The 19,367-nt window shown below is 70.3% G+C and carries 15 protein-coding genes and 1 pseudogene; 11 read left to right on the plus strand and 5 right to left on the minus strand.

The window, feature by feature from the left end:
* The 5 genes from ACFZCY_RS33455 to ccrA form a co-directional block, all read left to right on the plus strand.
* Window positions 1-1,537: thioesterase domain-containing protein (locus ACFZCY_RS33455; protein WP_391181795.1), on the plus strand; the 1,537-nt coding region annotated here is incomplete at its 5' end.
* The gene (locus ACFZCY_RS33460) at window positions 1,537-2,250 is read left to right on the plus strand and encodes a methyltransferase domain-containing protein (protein ID WP_391181798.1); all 714 of its coding nucleotides are present in this window, start codon (window positions 1,537-1,539) and stop codon (window positions 2,248-2,250) included. The genes ACFZCY_RS33455 and ACFZCY_RS33460, both read left to right, overlap by 1 nt.
* A 63-nt stretch (window positions 2,251-2,313) precedes the next feature.
* Window positions 2,314-3,531, plus strand: coding sequence for a P450-derived glycosyltransferase activator (locus ACFZCY_RS33465; protein ID WP_391181800.1), 1,218 nt, complete (start codon window positions 2,314-2,316; stop codon window positions 3,529-3,531).
* A 46-nt stretch (window positions 3,532-3,577) separates the two neighbouring features.
* Entirely contained in the window at window positions 3,578-4,843 is a 1,266-nt protein-coding gene (locus ACFZCY_RS33470; protein WP_391181803.1) for an activator-dependent family glycosyltransferase, read from the plus strand.
* A gap of 28 nt (window positions 4,844-4,871) precedes the next feature.
* A complete protein-coding gene (gene ccrA / locus ACFZCY_RS33475) occupies window positions 4,872-6,221 on the plus strand; it encodes a crotonyl-CoA carboxylase/reductase (RefSeq protein WP_391181806.1) in 1,350 nt (449 codons plus the stop codon).
* A gap of 119 nt (window positions 6,222-6,340) precedes the next feature.
* Here the strand turns inward: ccrA and ACFZCY_RS33480 are convergent, their stop codons facing one another.
* Both ACFZCY_RS33480 and ACFZCY_RS33485 read right to left on the minus strand, forming a co-directional pair.
* Entirely contained in the window at window positions 6,341-7,006 is a 666-nt protein-coding gene (locus ACFZCY_RS33480) for a class I SAM-dependent methyltransferase (RefSeq protein ID WP_391181809.1), read from the minus strand.
* A 36-nt stretch (window positions 7,007-7,042) separates the two neighbouring features.
* Window positions 7,043-8,206: an acyltransferase family protein gene (locus ACFZCY_RS33485; protein WP_391181812.1), complete on the minus strand. Its 1,164-nt coding sequence runs from the start codon at window positions 8,204-8,206 to the stop codon at window positions 7,043-7,045.
* A 264-nt stretch (window positions 8,207-8,470) separates the two neighbouring features.
* Between ACFZCY_RS33485 and ACFZCY_RS33490 the strand changes: the two genes are divergently transcribed.
* Together ACFZCY_RS33490 and erm are read left to right on the plus strand one after the other, a co-directional pair.
* Entirely contained in the window at window positions 8,471-9,745 is a 1,275-nt protein-coding gene (locus ACFZCY_RS33490) for a cytochrome P450 (RefSeq protein ID WP_391181816.1), read from the plus strand.
* 230 nt (window positions 9,746-9,975) lie between these two features.
* Entirely contained in the window at window positions 9,976-10,800 is an 825-nt protein-coding gene (erm, locus tag ACFZCY_RS33495; protein WP_391182270.1) for a 23S ribosomal RNA methyltransferase Erm, read from the plus strand.
* Between the two features lie 95 nt (window positions 10,801-10,895).
* Here erm and ACFZCY_RS33500 read toward each other — a convergent pair whose 3' ends face one another.
* The gene (locus tag ACFZCY_RS33500; protein ID WP_391181818.1) at window positions 10,896-11,081 is read right to left on the minus strand and encodes a DUF6243 family protein; all 186 of its coding nucleotides are present in this window, start codon (window positions 11,079-11,081) and stop codon (window positions 10,896-10,898) included.
* A gap of 122 nt (window positions 11,082-11,203) precedes the next feature.
* Between ACFZCY_RS33500 and ACFZCY_RS33505 the strand changes: the two genes are divergently transcribed.
* Window positions 11,204-11,806: a TetR/AcrR family transcriptional regulator C-terminal ligand-binding domain-containing protein gene (locus ACFZCY_RS33505; RefSeq protein ID WP_391181821.1), complete on the plus strand. Its 603-nt coding sequence runs from the start codon at window positions 11,204-11,206 to the stop codon at window positions 11,804-11,806.
* Between the two features lie 23 nt (window positions 11,807-11,829).
* Here the strand turns inward: ACFZCY_RS33505 and ACFZCY_RS33510 are convergent, their stop codons facing one another.
* The gene (locus ACFZCY_RS33510; RefSeq protein WP_391181823.1) at window positions 11,830-11,961 is read right to left on the minus strand and encodes a hypothetical protein; all 132 of its coding nucleotides are present in this window, start codon (window positions 11,959-11,961) and stop codon (window positions 11,830-11,832) included.
* 405 nt (window positions 11,962-12,366) lie between these two features.
* Between ACFZCY_RS33510 and ACFZCY_RS33515 the strand changes: the two genes are divergently transcribed.
* The 3 genes from ACFZCY_RS33515 to ACFZCY_RS33525 all read left to right on the plus strand — a co-directional run bounded on the left by ACFZCY_RS33515 (window position 12,367) and on the right by ACFZCY_RS33525 (window position 18,192).
* The gene (locus ACFZCY_RS33515; protein WP_391181826.1) at window positions 12,367-13,761 is read left to right on the plus strand and encodes a prolyl oligopeptidase family serine peptidase; all 1,395 of its coding nucleotides are present in this window, start codon (window positions 12,367-12,369) and stop codon (window positions 13,759-13,761) included.
* A gap of 234 nt (window positions 13,762-13,995) precedes the next feature.
* A complete protein-coding gene (locus tag ACFZCY_RS33520) occupies window positions 13,996-16,455 on the plus strand; it encodes a glycoside hydrolase family 3 C-terminal domain-containing protein (RefSeq protein ID WP_391181828.1) in 2,460 nt (819 codons plus the stop codon).
* 132 nt (window positions 16,456-16,587) lie between these two features.
* Window positions 16,588-18,192 (plus strand): carboxylesterase family protein, encoded by a 1,605-nt coding sequence (locus ACFZCY_RS33525; protein WP_391181831.1) that lies wholly within the window; start codon window positions 16,588-16,590, stop codon window positions 18,190-18,192.
* A gap of 238 nt (window positions 18,193-18,430) precedes the next feature.
* Here ACFZCY_RS33525 and ACFZCY_RS33530 read toward each other — a convergent pair.
* Window positions 18,431-19,254 (minus strand): annotated as a pseudogene (locus ACFZCY_RS33530) (non-reducing end alpha-L-arabinofuranosidase family hydrolase); the annotation flags it as partial.
* Window positions 19,255-19,367: the final 113 nt, after the last annotated feature.

Raw genomic sequence — 19,367 nt, forward strand, 5'->3', positions numbered from 1 at the left:
GCAGTCGGTGTATGCGGCGGCCAATGCGCATCTGGATGCGTTGGCCGAGCGGCGTCGGGCGCGGGGCCTGCCCGCGACCTCGATCGCCTGGGGTCCGTGGGGTGGCACCGGCATGGGCGAGAACGCCCCCGAGGGCTATCTCGCGCGCCACGGGCTCATCCCCCTCCGCCCGGAGACGGCCCTCGCCGCCCTGCGCCGGGCCCTCGACGACGGCACACCGACGGAGATCGTCGCCGATCTCGACTGGGAGCACTTCGCCGCCGGGTTCACCGCCTTCCGTCCCAGCCCCCTGATCTCCGACATTCCTGCCGTCCGTACGGCGCTCGCCGCCGCGCGACCCGCCGACGGCACCCCGACCGCACCCGACCTCGTACGGGCACGGCCCGAGGATCAGCCGCGGCTCGCTCTGGAGATGGTGCTCCGCCATATCGCCGCGGTGCTCGGCCACACCGAGGAGACCCGGGTCGACGGGCGGACCGCCTTCCGGAGCCTCGGCTTCGATTCGCTGGCCGCCGTACGGCTCCGCCGCCGGCTGGCCGAGGACACCGGGCTCGACCTGCCCGGCAGCCTCGTCTTCGACCATGAGAACCCGGTCGCGCTGGCGGACCACCTCACGGCTCTCCTCGACGCCGGGCCCACCGGACGTCGGCAGGACGCCGCACCGACCGAGAGCGGGCTGCTCGCGGGCTTCCGTGCCGCCGTCGAACAGCGCAGGTCGGCCGAGGCCGTGGAGCTGATGGCGTCGCTGGCCACGTTCCGGCCCGCCTTCACCCGGGAGCACCGCGGCACCGCGCTCCCCGCGCCGGCGGTCCTCGCGGCCGGACCGCCCACCCGCCCCACGCTGTACTGCTGCGCCGGCACCGCGGCCACCTCGGGCCCCGGGGAGTACGCCTCCTTCGCTGACGGGCTGCGCGGCAGCCGGGACATCGTCATCCTCCCGCTGTCCGGGTTCGGCGGCCCCGACGAGCCACTGCCCGCCTCACTCGACGTGCTTCTCGACACCCAGGCCGATGCCTTGCTGGAGCACGCCGCGGGCAAGCCGTTCGCGCTCGCCGGCCACTCCGCCGGGGCGAACGTCGCCCACGCCCTGGCCGCCCGGCTGGAGGAGCGCGGCACGGGTCCCACGGCCGTCGTGCTGATGGACGTCTACCGCACGGAGGACCCCGGCGCGATGGGGGTCTGGCGCGACGACCTGCTCCGCTGGGCCCTCGACCGCAGTACCGTCCCCCTGGAGGACCACCGGCTCACCGCCATGGCCGGCTATCAGCGGCTGCTGCTCACCACCCGGCTCACCGCACTGCGCGCCCCCGTCCTGCTCGTCCGGGCGTCCGAGCCGCTGTGCGCATGGCCGGACGACGGCAGCCGGGGCGACTGGCGCTCCGAAGTCCCGTTCGCCCAGAGCGTCGCCGACGTGCCCGGCAACCACTTCACCATGCTCACCGCACACGCGCGGCACACCGCGTCGGTCGTCAGCGACTGGCTGGGCGGTCTCCCGCACCCGGCCGAGCCCACCCCGTCCACCGGAGGAGAACACTGATGTACGCCAACGAGATCGCGGCCATCTACGACCTGGTCCACGAGGGGAAGGGCAAGGACTACCGGAAGGAGGCCGATGAGATCGCCGCACTCGTGCGCAGCCACCGGCCGGCCACCCGGTCGCTGCTCGACGTCGCCTGCGGAACCGGCCAGCACCTGCGCCACCTCGACGGCCTCTTCGACCACGTCGAGGGCCTGGAGCTCTCCGGCGACATGCTGGCCATCGCCACCGACCGGAACCCTGATGTCACCTTCCACGAGGGAGACATGCGCTCCTTCGCGCTGGGCCGCCGGTTCGATGCGGTGATCTGCATGTTCAGCTCCATCGGCCATCTGCGGAACACCGACGAACTCGACAGCACCCTGCGGTGCTTCGCCGACCATCTGGAACCCGGCGGCGTCATCGTCGTCGAACCCTGGTGGTTCCCCGAGACCTTCACTCCCGGCTACGTCGGAGCCAGCGTCACCGAGGCAGGCGAGCGCACCATCTGCCGGGTCTCGCACTCCGTACGGGAAGGGGACGCCACCCGCATCGAGGTGCACTACCTCGTCGCCGAGCCCGGCGGCGGCATCCGCTACCTCACCGAGGACCACACCATCACCCTGTTCCCGCGCGCCGACTACGAACGCGCCTTCGAGCGAGCCGGCTGCGACGTGCTCTACCAGGAGGGCGGCTCCTCCGGCCGCGGACTGTTCATCGGCACCCGCCGCTGAGGCGGGACCGTCTCAAGACGACGAGAGGTCTCCATGCCCACCCCTGCCATGGCGCCGGCACCCGTGAACACCGGCATTCGGGAGCTCGGCCGTCGGCTCCAGCTGACCCGCGCCTCCCAGTGGTGCGCGGGCAACCAGGGCGATCCGTACGCGCTGATCCTGCGCGCCCTCGCCGACCCCGCCCCGCTCGAACGGGAGATCCGCGCCCACGGGCCCTGGTACCGCAGCGAGCTGACCGACGCCTGGGTGACCGCGGACCCCGAGGTGGCGGCGGCCGTCCTCGCCGACCCGCGCTTCGACACGCTCGACCGTGCCGGCCGCCGCCCGGACGAGGAACTGCTGCCCCTCGCCGAGGCGTTACCCACCTACGAACGTGCCGAGCTGGCCCGGCTCCGCGCGCTCGCCGCCCCGGTGCTGAACCGCTGCGCCCCGGCCGAGGCGCCCTGCGAAGCGCGCACCACCGCCCGTCGGCTGCTCCGCCGTCTCCTGCCGTCCGACGGAGCCGAGTTCGACCTCGTCGGCCAGATCGCCCGGCCGTACGCCGTCGGGCTGGTGCTCGGGCTCCTCGGCGTGCCGGACCGCGACCGCGACACCGTCGCGCGGGAGCTCGCCAGGTGCGCTCCCCAGCTCGACGCGCGGTTCGCACCGCAGACGCTGGACGTCGCCCGGGAGTCCGCCGACGCCGTGGCGGCCCTGGCCGACCTCGTCCCGGGCCTCGTCGCCGAGAAGAGGCGGGCCGTCGAGGGGACCGGGACCCGGCCCGCCGATGTGCTCGGCCTCCTCCTGCGTGACGGTGTCCCGCCCCGCGACGTCGAGCGCATCGCCCTGCTCCTGGCCATCGGCGTCCCGGAGCCCGCCGTCACCGCCGTCGCGCACACGGCGCACCGGCTGTTGGAGCGGCCCGAGGAGTGGGCGCGCGTCCAGCGGACAGCCGCTGCGGCCAGGGCCGTCGACCGGACCCTGCGCGAGCGGCCCCCGGCCCGGCTGGAGAGCAGGGTCGCCCGCACCGACGTCGAGCTCGGCGGCCGCCGGATCGCCGCCGACGACCACGTCGTGGTGCTGGCCGCCGCCGGACGCGACCTCCCGGGGACCGAGCCGCTCGGCGGCCCGGACGGGCCGTACCTCGCGCTCGCCCTCCCGCTCGTCCGGCTGGCCGCCACCACCGCCGTCCAGGTCATGGCCGGCCGGTTCCCCGGGCTGCGGGCCGTGGACGAGCCGTTGACCCGGCCGCGCTCCCCGGTCGTCCGCGCCTGTGCCCGCTTCCGGGTCCACCCCGGATGACCTCGCCGCCCGCCGCCGTACGCCCTTGGCCCAGACAGGAGTCACCGTGCGCGTCCTGCTGACCTCCCTCGCCCACAACACCCACTACTACACCCTGGTGCCCCTGGCGTGGGCGCTGCGTGCGGCCGGGCACGAGGTGCGGGTGGCGAGCCCGCCCTCGCTCACCGACGTCATCGTCTCCACCGGACTGCCCGCCGTCCCCGTCGGCGACGACGAGCCGGCCGCCGAACTGCTCGCCGAGATGGGCGGCGACCTCGTTCCCTACCAGCGGGGCTTCGAGTTCTCGGAGGTGGAGACGGCACAGGAGACCACCTGGGAGCACTTGCTGGGCCAGCAGACCATGATGTCCGCCCTGTGCTTCGCCCCGTTCAACGGCGCCGCCACGATGGACGACATCGTCGACTTCGCCCGTGACTGGCGTCCCGACCTCGTGGTGTGGGAACCGTGGACCTACGCCGGGCCGGTCGCGGCCCGCGCCTGCGGCGCCGCCCACGCGCGCGTTCTCTGGGGCCCCGACGCCATCGGGCGGTCCCGGGTGCGGTTCCTCGACGCGCTCGCCCGCGTGCCGGTGGAACTGCGCGAGGACCCCATCGCCGAATGGCTCGGCTGGACCCTCGACCGGTACGGGTGCGCCTTCGACGAACGCGATGTGCTCGGCCATTGGGTGATCGACCCCGGGCCCAGCAGCACCCGACTGGACCTGGGACAGACCACGGTCCCCATGTGCTACGTGCCGTACAACGGCCGCGCCGTGATCGAACCCTGGCTCGCCGAGAAGCCCGCGCGCCCGCGGGTCTGCCTCACCCTCGGGATCTCCGCCCGCGAGACCTACGGCCGTGACGCGGTCTCCTACTCCGAGCTGCTGGAGGCGCTGGGCCAACTGGACATCGAGGTGGTGGCCACCCTCGACGCCTCGCAGCAGGAGCGCCTGGGCAGCCTTCCCGACAACGTCGTGCCCGTGGACTTCGTCCCGCTCGACGCACTGCTGCCCAGCTGCGCCGCGATCATCCACCACGGCGGCGCGGGCACCTGGTCCACCGCCCTGCTCCACGGCGTGCCGCAGATCCTGCTGCCCGCGCTCTGGGACGCGCCGCTCAAGGCCCAGCAGCTCCAGCGCCTCTCCGCCGGATTCGACCTGCCGGCCGCGACCCTCACCGCGCGTGGCCTCGCCGACGCGGTGCACACGGCCGTACACGACCCCGCGATCCGGGCGGGCGCACAGCGGCTGCGCGAGGAGGTGCTCGCCGCCCCCACGCCCGCCGCCGTCGTCTCCACGCTGGAGCGCCTCACCGCCGCGCACCGCACGACCTGACGAAACGACCGAACGGAGTCGATCCGCCATGCCCGACAGCCATGCCCTGAGCGAGTTGCTCGCCGCGATCAGCGCACCGGACCGCACCCCCGAGGACATCGCCGCGCTGCCCCTGCCCGAGTCCTTCCGGGCCGTGACCGTCCACCGAGAGGACACCGAGATGTTCCGCGGCATGACCGGCGCGGACAAGGACCCGCGCAAGTCGCTGCGCGTCGACGAGGTGCCGGTGCCCGAACTGGGGCCTGGCGAGGCGCTGGTCGCGGTGATGGCCAGCTCGGTCAACTACAACACCGTGTGGTCGTCCATCTTCGAGCCGCTGCCGACCTTCGGCTTCCTGGAGCGCTACGGGCGCACCTCGCCGCTCGCCAAGCGGCACGACCTGCCCTACCACATCCTCGGCTCCGACCTGGCCGGCGTGGTGCTGCGCACCGGCCCCGGGGTGAACGCCTGGAAGCCCGGCGACGAGGTGGTGGCGCACTGCCTGTCGGTGGAGCTGGAGAGCCCGGACGGGCACGACGACACCATGCTGGACCCGGCGCAGCGCATCTGGGGCTTCGAGACCAACTTCGGCGGCCTGGCCGAGATAGCCCTGGTCAAGGCCAACCAGCTGATGCCGAAGGCCGCCCACCTCACCTGGGAGGAGGCCGCCGCGCCCGGTCTGGTCAACTCCACCGCCTACCGCCAGCTGGTGTCCCGCAACGGTGCCGGCATGAAGCAGGGCGACAACGTGCTGATCTGGGGCGCCAGCGGCGGCCTGGGCTCGTACGCCACCCAGCTCGCACTGGCCGGCGGCGCCAACCCCGTGTGCGTGGTGTCCAGCCGGCGCAAGGCCGAGGTGTGCCGGGCCATGGGCGCGGAGGCGATCATCGACCGCTCGGCCGAGGACTACCGCTTCTGGACCGACCAGCACACCCAGAACCCGCGGGAGTGGAAGCGGTTCGGCGCCCGCATCCGCGAACTGACCGGCGGCGAGGACGTGGACATCGTCTTCGAGCACCCCGGCCGGGATACCTTCGGCGCGTCCGTCTACGTCACCCGCAGGGGAGGCACCATCGTGACCTGCGCCTCCACCTCCGGCTACCGCCACGAATTCGACAACCGCTACCTGTGGATGCACCTCAAGCGCATCATCGGCACCCACTTCGCCAACTACCGCGAGGCATGGGAGGCGAACCGCCTCATCGTCAAGGGCAGGATCCACCCCACCCTCTCCTGCACCTACCCGCTGGCCGACACCGCGCTCGCCGTCCAGGACGTGCACAGCAACGTCCACCAGGGCAAGGTCGGTGTGCTGTGCCTGGCGCCGGCGGAGGGCCTGGGCGTGCGCGACGAGGAAACGCGCGCCAAGCACATCGACGCGATCAACCGGTTCCGCTGACGGCTCGGCCGGCCCCGGACCTTCCGGCGCGCCCAACTGCTCTGCCCCGCCGAGTCGCTCGGCGGGGCAGAGTGGTCATCCAGCCCTTGCGGGCCGGCGCCGTGACAGGACCGCGGGTTCTACTCCCGCCGGCGGGCGAGGGTGATCCCGTCGGCGACGGTCAGCAGGGCGATGTCCACGCGCTCGTCGTCGCGCAGCTGGTCGTTGAGCTTGCGGACGGCCACGGTCTCGGGATCGTCGACGGCCGGATCGGCCACCCGCCCGAAGAACAGCGTGTTGTCGATCGCCACCAGGCCGCCCGGGCGGACCAACGCCAGCGCCTGCTCGTAGTAGTGCGGATACCCGGTCTTGTCGGCGTCGACGAAGACCAGGTCGAAAACCCCGTCCCCCTCGTGCTCCCGCATATCGTCCAGGGTCCGGGCGGCGTCGCCGATCCGCAGGTCGATCAGACCGTCCACTCCGGCGCGCTGCCAGAACGGGGCCCCCACGTCAGGCCATTTGTCGCTGATGTCGCAGGTGACGATCCGGCCACCGGCCGGCAGTGCCCGTGCCATGCACAGCGTGCTGTAACCGGTGAACGTCCCGATTTCCAGCACCTGACGGGCGCCGATGAGGCGGATCAGCAGGGCGAGGAACTGCGCCTCCTCGGGCATGATCTGCATGGCGCGGCCTCCGGGGAGCCGCGCGGTCAGGTCGTGCAGTTCCCGCAGCAGGTCGTCGTCCCGCAGAGCGACGCTCCGGGCGTAGTCCAGCAGGGCGGGGCTGAGAGCGGTCTGGTCTGCCACGCTCACGATCCTTTCGAGGAGGGCTTGTCCACGGCGTCAGGCACGGGTGACGTTGAGGTCCGTGCCGGTGGTGGGATGCGGTGTGGTGGCGGCCGGGCGGCGCCCGCCGAGCAGGCGCATGCAGGGGCGCTCGACGACGGTGTGCAGCAGCCCGGCAAGCACGATCGACACCGCCAGCATCGCCAGGGACAGCACGATGGCCTCGGCGGTGCCCCACAGGCGCTGGTAGCCCAGTTCGCCGCCCATCAACCGCTGCCCGTAGCGGATGACCATGAAGTGGACCAAGTAGAAGGCGAAGGACCATTCGCCCAGCTTCACCAGCAACGCCGAGCGCAATCCCGTACGCCTTCCGCGCACATCGGCATCGGCCAAAGCGGTGATCAGCAGGGCGACGGGCAGGATGGAGCAGGCGGCGATGGTGAACATCGGGGGCACCACCTGACTGAGACCGAAGGCCGCGGCGAGCAGGAGCGCTGAGATCCCGACTCCGGGGCCCCGCCACACCCCCGCGCGCAGGATCAGCGCCATCACGATGCCGAGGACGAACTCGAGCATCCGCACCGGAGGCAGCCAGTGAGCGAACCACAGCTCATTGAGCGGCATCCCGGGGGCCGTCTCGGCGCTCGCCGGGAACTGGCTCGTCACGAACGGCACACAGATCACGGCCGCGGCAAGAGCGGCGGCGCACCACCATAGGCGCCGCACCGGGATCTTCCGTACCAGCCGGTACCACAGCGGGAACGTCAGATAGAAAGCGAATTCGCAGGAGAGCGACCAACTCGGGGTATTGAACCCCGAGACGATCCTGGGCTCGGGAAGCCAGGACTGCATCAGCAGCAGATTGGGAACCAGACCGTCCCATACCGAGCCACCGGGCAGTACCGGTTCCCCGATGGAGAAGATGATGAGAGCCGACATGATGAACGTGACGAAGTGCAGGGGATAGATCTTCGCGAATCGGCGCCGCCAGAAGGTCGCGACCGAGTCGCCGTCGCGGGCCGACCAGGTCAGAATGAATCCGCTGAGCACGAAGAAGACCGAGACGGCGATCGAGCCGAGCGTGGTGATGCGCATCAGCGCGGCACCGACCCGCCGGTCGGCGAAGAATCCCCGCTGGACGATGTGGCAGGCGAATACCGCGAGAGCCGGGAACCAGCGGAGGGCGGTGAGCGACGGCAGACGGGCGACGCTATGGAGCATCGGAATCTCGCTCTCCTTCGGAAGGGGAAACTGCCAGTTGACCGCAGAGAACGGGTCGGGGCAGTCTGCCGCGCGGAGAATTTTGCCGACAACGCGGAGGTGACACAGTCACCGGCCGGCGATCTCGGACGCCCGACGCCACGTGAAACCTGACGAAGTCGTTCTTCGATAATGCGGGTGATGCCTGTCATTGGCCGTCGCAGCGCCACACTGTCGCGATACCCCGGAAGATGTGCCGCCCGCACCACGATTCGGAAGGCAGTGATGAGAACACCGACCGGCGATGACGCCCCCACGGCCGCTGTTGAGGTCGTCGACATGATGGACCCGCGGGTTCTCAACGATCCGTTCGGCACCTATGCCCGGATCAGGGAACAGGCGCCGCTGGTGCGTGGCCGATATCCCTGGGGCGAGCCCTTCTGGATGGCGACGCGCTACGCCGACGTCAAGGCGGCGCTCGCCGACCCGGACCTGGTGAACAACCCCCGTAACGTACCGGGGATGGACCTGCCCCACCTCTACGCACAGGGCCTCGACGACGCCGACTTCCCCCAGCGGTATGCCCGTTATCTACTGGACAGCGTGCTGTTCCAGGACGGCCGGGAACACACACGGCTGCGGAAGGTGTCCGCGCGCGCCTTCACCGCGCGTCGCGTCGCGCGACTACGGTCCACCATGGCGGAGATGGCCGCCGGTTTGGTCCAGGCGCTGCCGGGCCGCGCCCGGGACGGGTCGGTCGACCTCCTGGAGCACTTCGCCTACCCGCTCTCCATCGCGACCATCTGCGAGATCGCCGGCGTCCCCGAGGCCGAGCGGAACCAGTGGCGGATCTGGAGCTCGGCCTTCTACACCATGGACCCCGCGCTCCTGGAGCCCGCGGTGGGCGGCATGGTCGACCGTCTCCACGTCATGATCGAGCAGCGCCGGGCCGAGCCGACCGGCGACCTGCTCACCGGCCTGGTCCAGGCCGAGGGCGACCACGGGGAGCGGCTCACCGATGTGGAGATCGTCGCCCTCGTCCTCGCCTTCATCAGCGCCGGGAACGAGGCCACTGCCCAGCTGATCGGCAATGGCGTCGCCGCCTTGCTGACCCACCCCGACCAACTCGCGCTGCTCCGCTCCCGCCGCGAGCTGCTGCCCGCGGCGGTCCAGGAGATGATGCGCTGGTGCGGCCCGGTGCAGATCGCCCAGCCGCGCTTCGCCACCCGCGACCTCCGGGTCGGCGGCATGCCGGTGCGCAAGGGCGAGCAGGTCATAGCCGTGCTGGCCGCTGCCGGATACGACCCGGAGGTCTTCCCCGCCCCTGAGCGGTTCGACATCACGCGGACGCCCGGCGCCCGCCGCGACACCCATGTCGGCTTCGGGTCCGGTCCGCACTACTGCCTGGGCGCGGCCCTCGCGCTCCAGGAGGCCGAGGTGGCGATCGACGCACTGCTGCACCGCTTCCCCGGCCTCTCCTTGGCGGTGGCCGCGTCCGACCTGGAGCGCCAACTCTTCCCCGGTGCCTGGCGGCTGAAGGCGCTGCCGCTGAGGCTCTGACACCCCGCCCTGGCGCCGGCCTTTTCGTCCGGTTCGATGGTGGGGGAACGCCGATACGGCCGGATGCGTTCGGGCCGGCGTATTCCAGGACTGCATTATCAGATGGCGAAGGATCCGTCGACCGATGTCGTGATCAAGTCTGAAGATGGCTGAAATTCAGGAGACATGCTAAAAGTTGATGGATCTTCCGGTCATGGAAAGGTAAGTTTGCCTGGGTGAAGCCGAAACATGTGGTACGGCCGAGGCCTGCATCCGCTCCCGCTCCCACCGCGTCGCGCGGCGCCGCCCGACGGGAGTGGGGTCAGAATTTCTTCCGGTCGGCCGCCGCTGCCTGCCGATTTTCCGACCAGCTGGACGGTTCGTATACGGACTCGCCCGGGTCCCCGTCCGATGTTTTAACCGTTGAGATAGGCGCGGGCTCCGGCCGGGTGACCAAAGCTCTGGCGGCGGCCGGACGTCCCTTACTCGCGGTGGAGATCGACACCCACTGGGCGAATCGGCTGGCCGCCGAATCGCTGCCCGGTGTCACGGTGGTGAACGAGGACTTTCTGACCCTGCAACTGCCTCGACAGCCGGTCCGTCTGATTGGCAATCTGCCCTTTGTCTCCGGCACCAAGATACTCAGGCGCTGCCTGGAGCTGGGGCCGGACGGGATGCGACAAGGGGTATTCCTGCTGCAGCGGGAATACGTGGGCAAACGGCTCGGCGCCTGGGGCGGGAACCTTTTCAACGCGCAATGGGAGCCGTGGTACGCGTTCGACGGAGGGCTGTCCTTCTCCCGCCAGGATTTCAGCCCCGTACCGCGCGCCGACACCCAGACGTTGATGGTGACGCCGCGTCGCCGTCCGCCCGTGCCCTGGCGCGAGCGTACCGAGTATCAACTGTTCACCCAACGGATCTACGACACGGGTCAGATGACGATCGGAGAGGCCATGCGGAAATTGCTGCGGCGCGGCCATGCCCAGTTCGTGCGGAGTGCCGGGGTGCAGCCCGCCGATCAGGTCAAGGCTCTTACGGTCCGGGACTGGGTCGCGCTGTTCCGTGCATCCCGGTAGTCGGCCGGCCGTCGCCCCCGCCGGGCGTCGGACGCGGGGGTGAACCGGCTGCGTACAAAAGGCCGTACGCAGCCGGTCCTCTCACGGAAGGGTCCTTACGACGCGGGGGATTCATCGGAGGACCGCGCTTCCCTGAGCTTGCGTAGGAGCTCCCGCTTCTGCTCCTGCGGATTGAGGCCGCCACCGCGAGCTCGTCCCTTGCTCCCGCCGCGCATCGCGCTGCGGGAGAGGTTGGCGCGGGTTCCGCCGAGGCCCAGCATGTTTCCTGCACCCTTGGCCATGGGCTTCTCCTTTCGTCGGCGAACCGAGACGTACCGTCTCGGTCTGCTTCCGAGTGTGGACGATGCGTAGTGGCGCTGTCAATACGAGACGTATCGTCTCGTCGTGTTCTACGCTACGCGTCATGTCCTCCCGCCGCGTACCCGAAACCGCTCGCTCGCGCCGCCGTACCCACAGCGCGATCCTGGACGCCACGCTGGAACTCGTTCACGAGGTCGGATATCCCAAGCTGACCATCGAAGGTGTCGCAGCCCGGGCAGGCGTCGGCAAACAGACCATCTACCGGTGGTGGCCCTCCAAGGCGGCCATACTCCGTGACGCGGTCGTCTGCCTGACCGAGGACATTGCACGGACCGGGATCGCGATCCCCGACACCGGTGATCTGGAGGCCGACCTCAAGGCCGTGCTGCGGTCCACCGTCGACATCATGATTCACCCGGGGTACGACGCCCCCGCCCGCGCGCTCGCCGCCGTCGGCATAGCCGACCCGGAGCTCGGTGAGGAGCTGGCGGTGCACCTGGTGGAACCCACCTTGCACCTCTGCCTGGAGCGTTTGGGCTCCGCGCAGCGAATCGGCCAGATCGCGCCGGACATCGATACTCGGATCGCCGTGGAGATGCTGGCGGGCCCCCTCGCCCGCCGCTGGCTGCTGAGGGACGCGCCGCTCACCCACGAGTACGTCGACGCCCTCGTCGACATCGCACTCCACGGCCTGGCCCCGCGCTGAGGGTTACCGTCGCCGGTGAGCGCCTAGAAGAAGCCGAGCTTCTTCGGGGAGTACGACACCAGCAGGTTCTTCGTCTGCCCCGGCTGCTTGCTGCAGTCGAGGTCGCGGCCCGGGCGACGGCCGTGTACGCGCCCAGTTGACGCAAGGTGGTCCACGGCCCACGAGTACAGGGCGCACCTGCTTGAATTGATGCGCTTATCGCATGAACAGATCTCGGTTCGATGCTGGACGCCGATCCGTTGGTGCTTCGACACTCTCGCGTAACACCTCGGTCTGTCCCTCAGCCCCGCCCACCGCCGCCGAGGGCCGTCCCCGAGAAAGCGAGCGCCGCCATGCCGGCAGCCCTGGGCTCAGCCACCACCCTCGTCATGACCGTCGGCGCCCTGTGGCCGGCGCTTTCTCCCTGTGACCGGCGTCCCGGGCCCGAGCGGAGCCTCCGTCGGCCGGAGACACCGCACGTGCCGCTCGGGCCCACGACCGGTTCCGGGAGTCCGGAGTCGGGCGCCGGAACCACACAGAGGCACCTGGTCCGGGTGCCCCACCGACTGAGACGAGGACCCATGAGAGGGATCACCAGACGCACGGTGCTCACCGTCACGGCAGGTGCGGTCACGGCGCCGGCCGTGAGCACGGCGACCGCCGCGGCCGCCGACACCACGACAGCGGCATCCGAAGGACGACAGGCGGCCTCCGGACCCCATCCGGTCCTGCGAACGGACCTCGTCACGCGGGTGACGCCGAGGAACAATTGGCTGGTGACAGCCGTCGCCATCCAGTACTCGCATCGCATCGACTTACGCGGCGGGGTGATCCCGCCAACCGCCTTCCAGGTGAAGGCCACTGTGGGCAAGCAGACAGCGGCTCGCACGGTGACCCGGGTCTACCCCAACACCGTCGCCGAAGTGGACGACCGATCCGATCCCGGACGGCCGGGGGACCGCCTGATCGTCGAACTCGACCCGAACGACTCCAACGCGCGGGCCGCCGGCACCGATCCCCTTCCGCTCGACCGCGCATACTCCGTCAGACAGGTCGCGGACGTGCGCACCCCGGGAGGTGAACTGGTGCTCAAGGCTGGTCCGTTCGCAAGCCGGAACAACGAGGTCATCACTCCCGTGGTCGACGAATTCGCCGCCGGTTCCTTCACCGACTCCGCGGGTTTCGAACTGGACTTCCGGCTGTACCAGCCCGAGGGATTCGTACGCAATCCTCGGACGCGCACGCGGTACCCGCTCGTCGTCACCCTGCACGGCGGTGGCGAAGTCGCGGACAACAACATGACCCAGCTCACTTCCAACCGGATCGCGGTCACGTTCGCCAAGCCGGAACGACAGCGCCGCAACCCCGCGTTCGTCCTCTCTCCGCAGATCCCCCTGCCCCGTCCCATGGACGGACCCGACGGTACGGACTGGACCGACGCCAAGGTCCAGGCCGCGCTGATCGAACTCATCGACACCTTCGTGAGCGAGCACTCCCGCAACGTGGACACAGACCGGCTCTACGTCGTCGGCCTGTCCTCGGGCGGGCGTGGCATCTACAGCCTGCTGGCGAAGCGACCCGAGGCGTTCGCGGCTGCCCTGCCCACGGCCGGCTGGGGCGACCCGGCCACCATGGAGAGGATCACGCACATTCCGATGTGGGCCGACCACTCCGTCGACGACCCGGTCGTCCCCTACCGGGAGGGCCGGTTCGGCAACCCCGGTACCTGGACACTGATGAACGCGCTCGAGTCCGCCGGTGCACCGGTCAGCCGCGGAGAGTGGGCCAACGATCTGCCTAAGGCGCAATTCGAGGCCCGGTCGCGGGAGCTCCTACGGCAGGCCCGGGTCGCGCGCAGTCACATCCTGTTCACGAGCTATACGCCCGGAACGACACCGGTGAGCCCACACTTCGCATGGGCCCAGACGTACGAGAACGACGTGGTCATCGACTGGCTCTTCGAACAGTCCCGGTAGCCGGCCGCACGCGGCGGCCACCCGGTCCACCACCGTGGCGGACACAACCCAGTCCGACCGCACGGCCCGGCAACTCCGGCAGCGTCGGCGCAGTCGCAGCCCCCGGCAAGCGTGCGGGGATCGGTCAATCAGTTGCCGGTCACAGGAATCACTTGTGTTGCCGTCTGCCGTCTGCCGTCAGCCCGATTCGCCATCTCAATTCCGTCCATCAGAGACACGTGGTGAGGAGTCCGCATGGAGTTCAATCGGATATCGGTACGGCGTCGCAGGAGAGGCCGGTTGCGCCGCACGGCCCTGATCGCGGGAGCGAGCGCGATGCTCCTTGCCGCGGGCACGGCCGTGGCCCCTGGCGCCTCGGGCGTGGGCGCGGGTGACGCTCGGGGCACCGTCAGCGTGTCTCCCCGCGTCGCTGCCCTCATCGCCCGGATGTCGCTGGACGAGAAGTTGTCCTTCGTTCATGGAGGCACCGATCCCCGTGCCCTCGGCCAGGCCGGATACATCCCCGGGGTTCCCCGCCTCGGCATCCCCGAACTGCGGCTCACCGACGGTCCGGCGGGCGTACGGGTCAACGCGCACGCCACCGCGATGCCGGCGCCGGTCGCGCTCGCCTCGTCCTTCGACGACCGACTGGCCCGTACGTTCGGCCAGGTCATCGGACGCGACGGCCGTGCGCTCGGCCAGGACGTCCTGCTCTCACCGATGACGAACATCATCCGGGTGCCGTACGCGGGGCGGAACTTCGAGACCTTCAGCGAGGACCCGCTGCTCAGCTCCCGCATGGTGTCCGGCGAGATCGGGGGCGTTCAGAGCCAGGGCCTGATCGCCACCGTCAAGCACTACGCGGAGAACAACCAGGAAGACAACCGCATGGGGGTGAACGTCAACGTCGACGAGCAGACCCTGCGTCAGATCGAGCTGCCCGCCTTCGAGGCCGCCGTCAAGGCCGGCGCCGGTGCGGTGATGTGCTCGTACAACTCGGTGAACGGCAGTCACGGCTGCGGCAGCGACGAACTGCTCAACTCGATCCTCAGAGAGCAGTGGGGCTTCCAGGGCTGGGTCATGTCGGACTGGGGCGCGGCCCACGCGACGACCGACATCGTGAACGGCCTCGACCAGGAGATGCCGAGCGGCGTCTTTCTGGGCGACAAACTGAAGACCGCGATAACGAACGGCACCATTCCGGTCTCGGAGCTCAACGACTCGGTCGCCCGCATCCTGGGCCAGATGAACACATTCGGTCTCCTCGACGGCACCGCGGGCCGGCGGCCCGCACGCGACCCGAAGGGCGGCGCCAAGGTCGCGCAGAAGGTGGCCGAGTCCGGCTCGGTCCTGCTGAAGAACACCGGCAAGGCGCTTCCGCTGACCGGCGAGGACACCAGCATCGGACTCATCGGCCCGACCGCGAAGACACCGAAGGTCACCGGCGGCGGCAGCTCCAACGTCGTACCGGACTCCGCGGCCTCGCCGCTGGCCACCATCACGCAGCGGGCCGGCCGGAATGCCACGGTGCGCTACGCGGCCGGCGTCGACAACACCGGCGCCCCCATTCCCGCGACGGCCCTCAGCCCCGCCCTGCCGGTCGGCTCGGACGGCACGATCACCGTCACCCCGGACAAGTCCTTCGACTACAGCGGCACCCTCACGGTGCCGGCCGACGGCGACTACTCCTTCGTCTACGACCTTCCCGCCGCGTACGGCGCGCTGAAGATCGACGGCAAGAGCGTCATCTCCGGCTTCCTGGGCTCCAGCAGCGCCACGGTGCACCTCACGGCGGGAACGCACCGCTTCGCGGCCAACGCCCAAGCCATCCAGGGCGCACCGGCCAAGATCCGGCTGAACTGGGTCACCCCGCAGGCCGCGCAGGCCGCCCGGGAGCAGGCCGTGGCCCTGGCCCGCCAGGTGAAGACCCCCATCGTCTTCGCCCACGACGACGGTACCGAGGGCGCCGACCGGAAGAACCTCTCCCTGCCGGCCGACCAGAACGGGCTCATCTCCGCCGTCGCCGACGCCAACCCGAACACAATTGTCGTCCTCAACACGGGATCGTCGATCACCATGCCGTGGCTGTCCAAGGTCAAGGCGGTGCTCGACACGTACTACCCCGGGGAAAACGGGGCCGAGGCCACCGCCCGCCTGCTCTACGGCGACGTGAACCCGTCGGGCAAGACCACCCAGACGTTCCCCGCGAGCGAGTCCGCCACACCGGTCGCCGGCGACCCGCTCAGGTACCCGGGAGTGGACAACCAGGAGAACTACTCCGAGGGCATCTACGTGGGCTACCGCTGGTACGACAAGGAGAAGGCCGCCCCGCTGTTTCCCTTCGGCTACGGCCTGTCGTACACCTCCTTCGCCTACCGCGACCTCGCGGTTCGGCAGAGTCAGGGCAAGTTGACCGTCTCGTTCACGCTGAAGAACACCGGCACCCGCGACGGTGACGAGGTCGCCCAGGTCTACGTCGGTGCGAGCCCGAAGACCACCGCGCCCCAGGCGGTGCGTTCGCTCGGCGGCTACCAGAAGGTGCATCTGCGCGCCGGTCAGTCGACGACCGTACGCATCCAGGTCGACGCACAGCAGCTGAAGTACTGGAACACCTCCTCCCACGCCTGGGAGCTCGGCACCGGGCACCGGGAGGTGTGGGTCGGCTCCTCGTCGCGGACGCTCCCCCTGCACGGCGGCGTCGAGGTCACCCGCTGACCGCCCGGCTCGCGACATCGGCCGGGTGACGAGCGGCGTCCGATGCCGGGCCGGCCCCGGCCCGGCTCCTTCCCCCACCAAGGGTGCCGGCCGCACCGTGCGGCCGGCACCCGGCCAGAGAGGTCCCCATCCATGACTGCCAGCAGAATCCGTACTGCCCTGGGCGGCGCGTTGGTCCTGTCCCTCGCCGTCGCCGGGCTGCTGCCCGCGACGGCGTCCGCGACGGCGCCGACCGCGGTGGCCACCGACAAGGGCGCCGTGCGCGGCGCCACCTCGAAGGGCGTCGAGAGGTTCCTCGGCATCCCCTACGCGGCGGCGCCCACCGGCTCCCTGCGCTGGAAGCCGCCGCGGCCCGCGGCGCGGTGGACCGGCGTCCGGGAGGCGGCCGACTTCGGCAATCCATGCCCCGTCCTGCCCAGCGGCAACGGACCACGCAGCGAGACCGAGGACTGCCTCGACGTCAACGTGTGGCGGCCGTCGGGCGTGCGGGCCGGCGCCCGTCTTCCGGTGCACGTCTTCATCCACGGCGGTGGCCTGACCAACGGCAGCGGCTCGCAGAACGACGAGTCGAAGCTCGTCAAGGAGACAGGTGTCATCGGCGTCTCGCTCAACTACCGACTCGGCGCCTTCGGCTTCCTCGGCCTGCCCGCCCTCACCGAGGAGGGCGGCGAGTCCGGCAACTACGGGTTCATGGACCAGCAGGCCGCGCTGCGCTGGGTGCAGCGCAACATAGCCGCCTTCGGCGGTAACCCCGGTGAGGTCACCATCGACGGCGAGTCCGCGGGCGGCTGGTCCGTCTGCGGTCATCTCGTCTCGCCCGGCTCGCGCGGGCTGTTCGCCCGCGCCATGATCCAGAGCGGCTCCTGTCGCAGCGGGCCGCAGGCCCGGGCGGAGGCCGCGGGGACGGCGTTCGCCCGGCAGGCGGGCTGCGACGGCACGGCTCAGGCGGCCGTCCTCGGCTGTCTGCGGTCGGCTTCGGCGGGTACGCTCCTCGACGCGAGCCGGACCTTCTCGGCCGGCTTCGTGGACGGAACTCCGACGTTCCCGACCGGGGTACGCGCGGCGCTGGACAGCGGGGCGTTCACCCGCGTGCCCGTGGTCGTCGGTGCCAACCGTGACGAGGGCCGCACCTTCGCCGCGGGCTACATAGGCGCGGGCAAGGAGGACTACCTCGCCTTCGTCCAGAACCTCGCCGGCGCCCGCGCCGACGAGGTCCTCGCCCGTTACCCCTGGCCCGATACGTCCGACCGGTACACCGCGGCGTACCTCATCGGCGGGATCATGACCGACTCGGGGAGTGTCGCGGGGATCGGCGGGTGCGGGCTCCGCTCGCTCGCCCGGACCCTTGAGCGGTACACCCCCACCTATGCGTACGAGTTCGACCACCGGACCGGCCCTGGCCTGACGCAGATCCCCGGCTATGTCTGGGGGGCCGGCCACGCCGCGGAACTCGCCTACATCTGGCCCAGCTTCAACAACGGCACACCCATCGCCCCGCTGTTCAACGCCGACGAGCGCCGGCTCGCCCGCGAGATGACGCGGTACTGGGGCGCCTTCACGAAGACCGGCCGGCCGGCCGTCGCCCGGCAGACGGTCTGGCCTGGCTATCACAGGGGCAAGGGCCTGATGCTGTCGCTGCGGGCTGGGGGCAGGAGTGCCCTGATCGACGACGACCGGTACTCGACGGAACACCAGTGCGCGTTCTGGGACACGATGCCGGGCACACAGCACTCCTGAGCAGGCCGGGGACTGGAATCGGAGCATCAGCCACCGCGCCGGTCCCCGACCCTGCTCACCCCCACTATTGGCAAGCGCCGCCGGCGGCGGCACCGCGTTACGGGATGGCCCTCGGGCTGGTGAGCGTTGCAGCCCGGCCCCGTGAGCGCTGACGTTGTCGCGTGACCCGGGCGGGCTCGGCCTTCCGCCGAGCCCGCACCGGCCGGCTCCATACCGGAGCCGGACTCGTGTCACGCCGTCAGCGCTGCAGAGTCAGCAGACCCGGACGGTAGGGCAGGAGGCCGTAGTCGCCGCCGGAGTTGGGGCTGCGCCCCTGGTAGAGCAACTGCAGATGGCAGGGATCGACGGTCATGGTCTGATCGGGGCTGGTGCGGATCAGTTCGCCATGGCTGATGTCGTTGGTCCAGGTGGCGCCACTGTTGGCCTTGCCGGCGAAGGGATTGCTCTCGGTCGCGGCCTGGGGTGTCCATGAGCCGTTCAGACTGGTGGCTGTGAACGAGCGGAAGTAGCGGCCCTGGGAGCCGTCTGGTCGATGGGTCCGGTTCCGGGGCCGGGGATGCTTCCGGAGAAGAGCACCTGCTGGGATGACCAGCCATTCGGGTTGGTGGGGTCGCTCGACGTCCGGTAGGAGAAGGCGGTCCCACCCCATTGGCAGGCGAGCACCCAGATGTTCTTCGGTGCGAAGTAGAAGAGCGTGGGCGCGACGGTGGAAGCTGACATCGTGTTCTGGCCGGCCGAGGCCATCTCCGGCCAGTTGGTGAACAGGCCGAAGTTCATCGAACCCCATTTCGTCCCCGTGTCGTGCGTCGTCGCGTAGACGAGTTGCCTGCCGTTGCAGGGGACGACAGTGAAGTCCTTGAGCGAGACCCACCCCGGCTTGGGCTGCGCCAGCGCGCCCGTTGATGTCCAGCGGTATGTCGACGGAAGATCGCACGGGCCGGTGTTGTCGCCGCCGACCTTGACGAGCTGCCACTGCTGGTTGGTGCTGTTCAGGTCGGCCCACTGGACGATCGAGTCCCCGTTCGTGGTGGACCGGTTGTAGATGTCCAGCACCTTGCCCGAGTGGCGGTGGCCACGAGCAGCAAGGGCGCAAGGGCGGCGAGTAAGCGTCTTGGACGGCCTGGGGGCGGGTGGCGAAACCACATCAGCGGGCCTCCTTGGGGGGCGGGATGGGT

This window comes from Streptomyces sp. NPDC007983 (assembly GCF_042958345.1).
Taxonomy (GTDB): domain Bacteria; phylum Actinomycetota; class Actinomycetes; order Streptomycetales; family Streptomycetaceae; genus Streptomyces.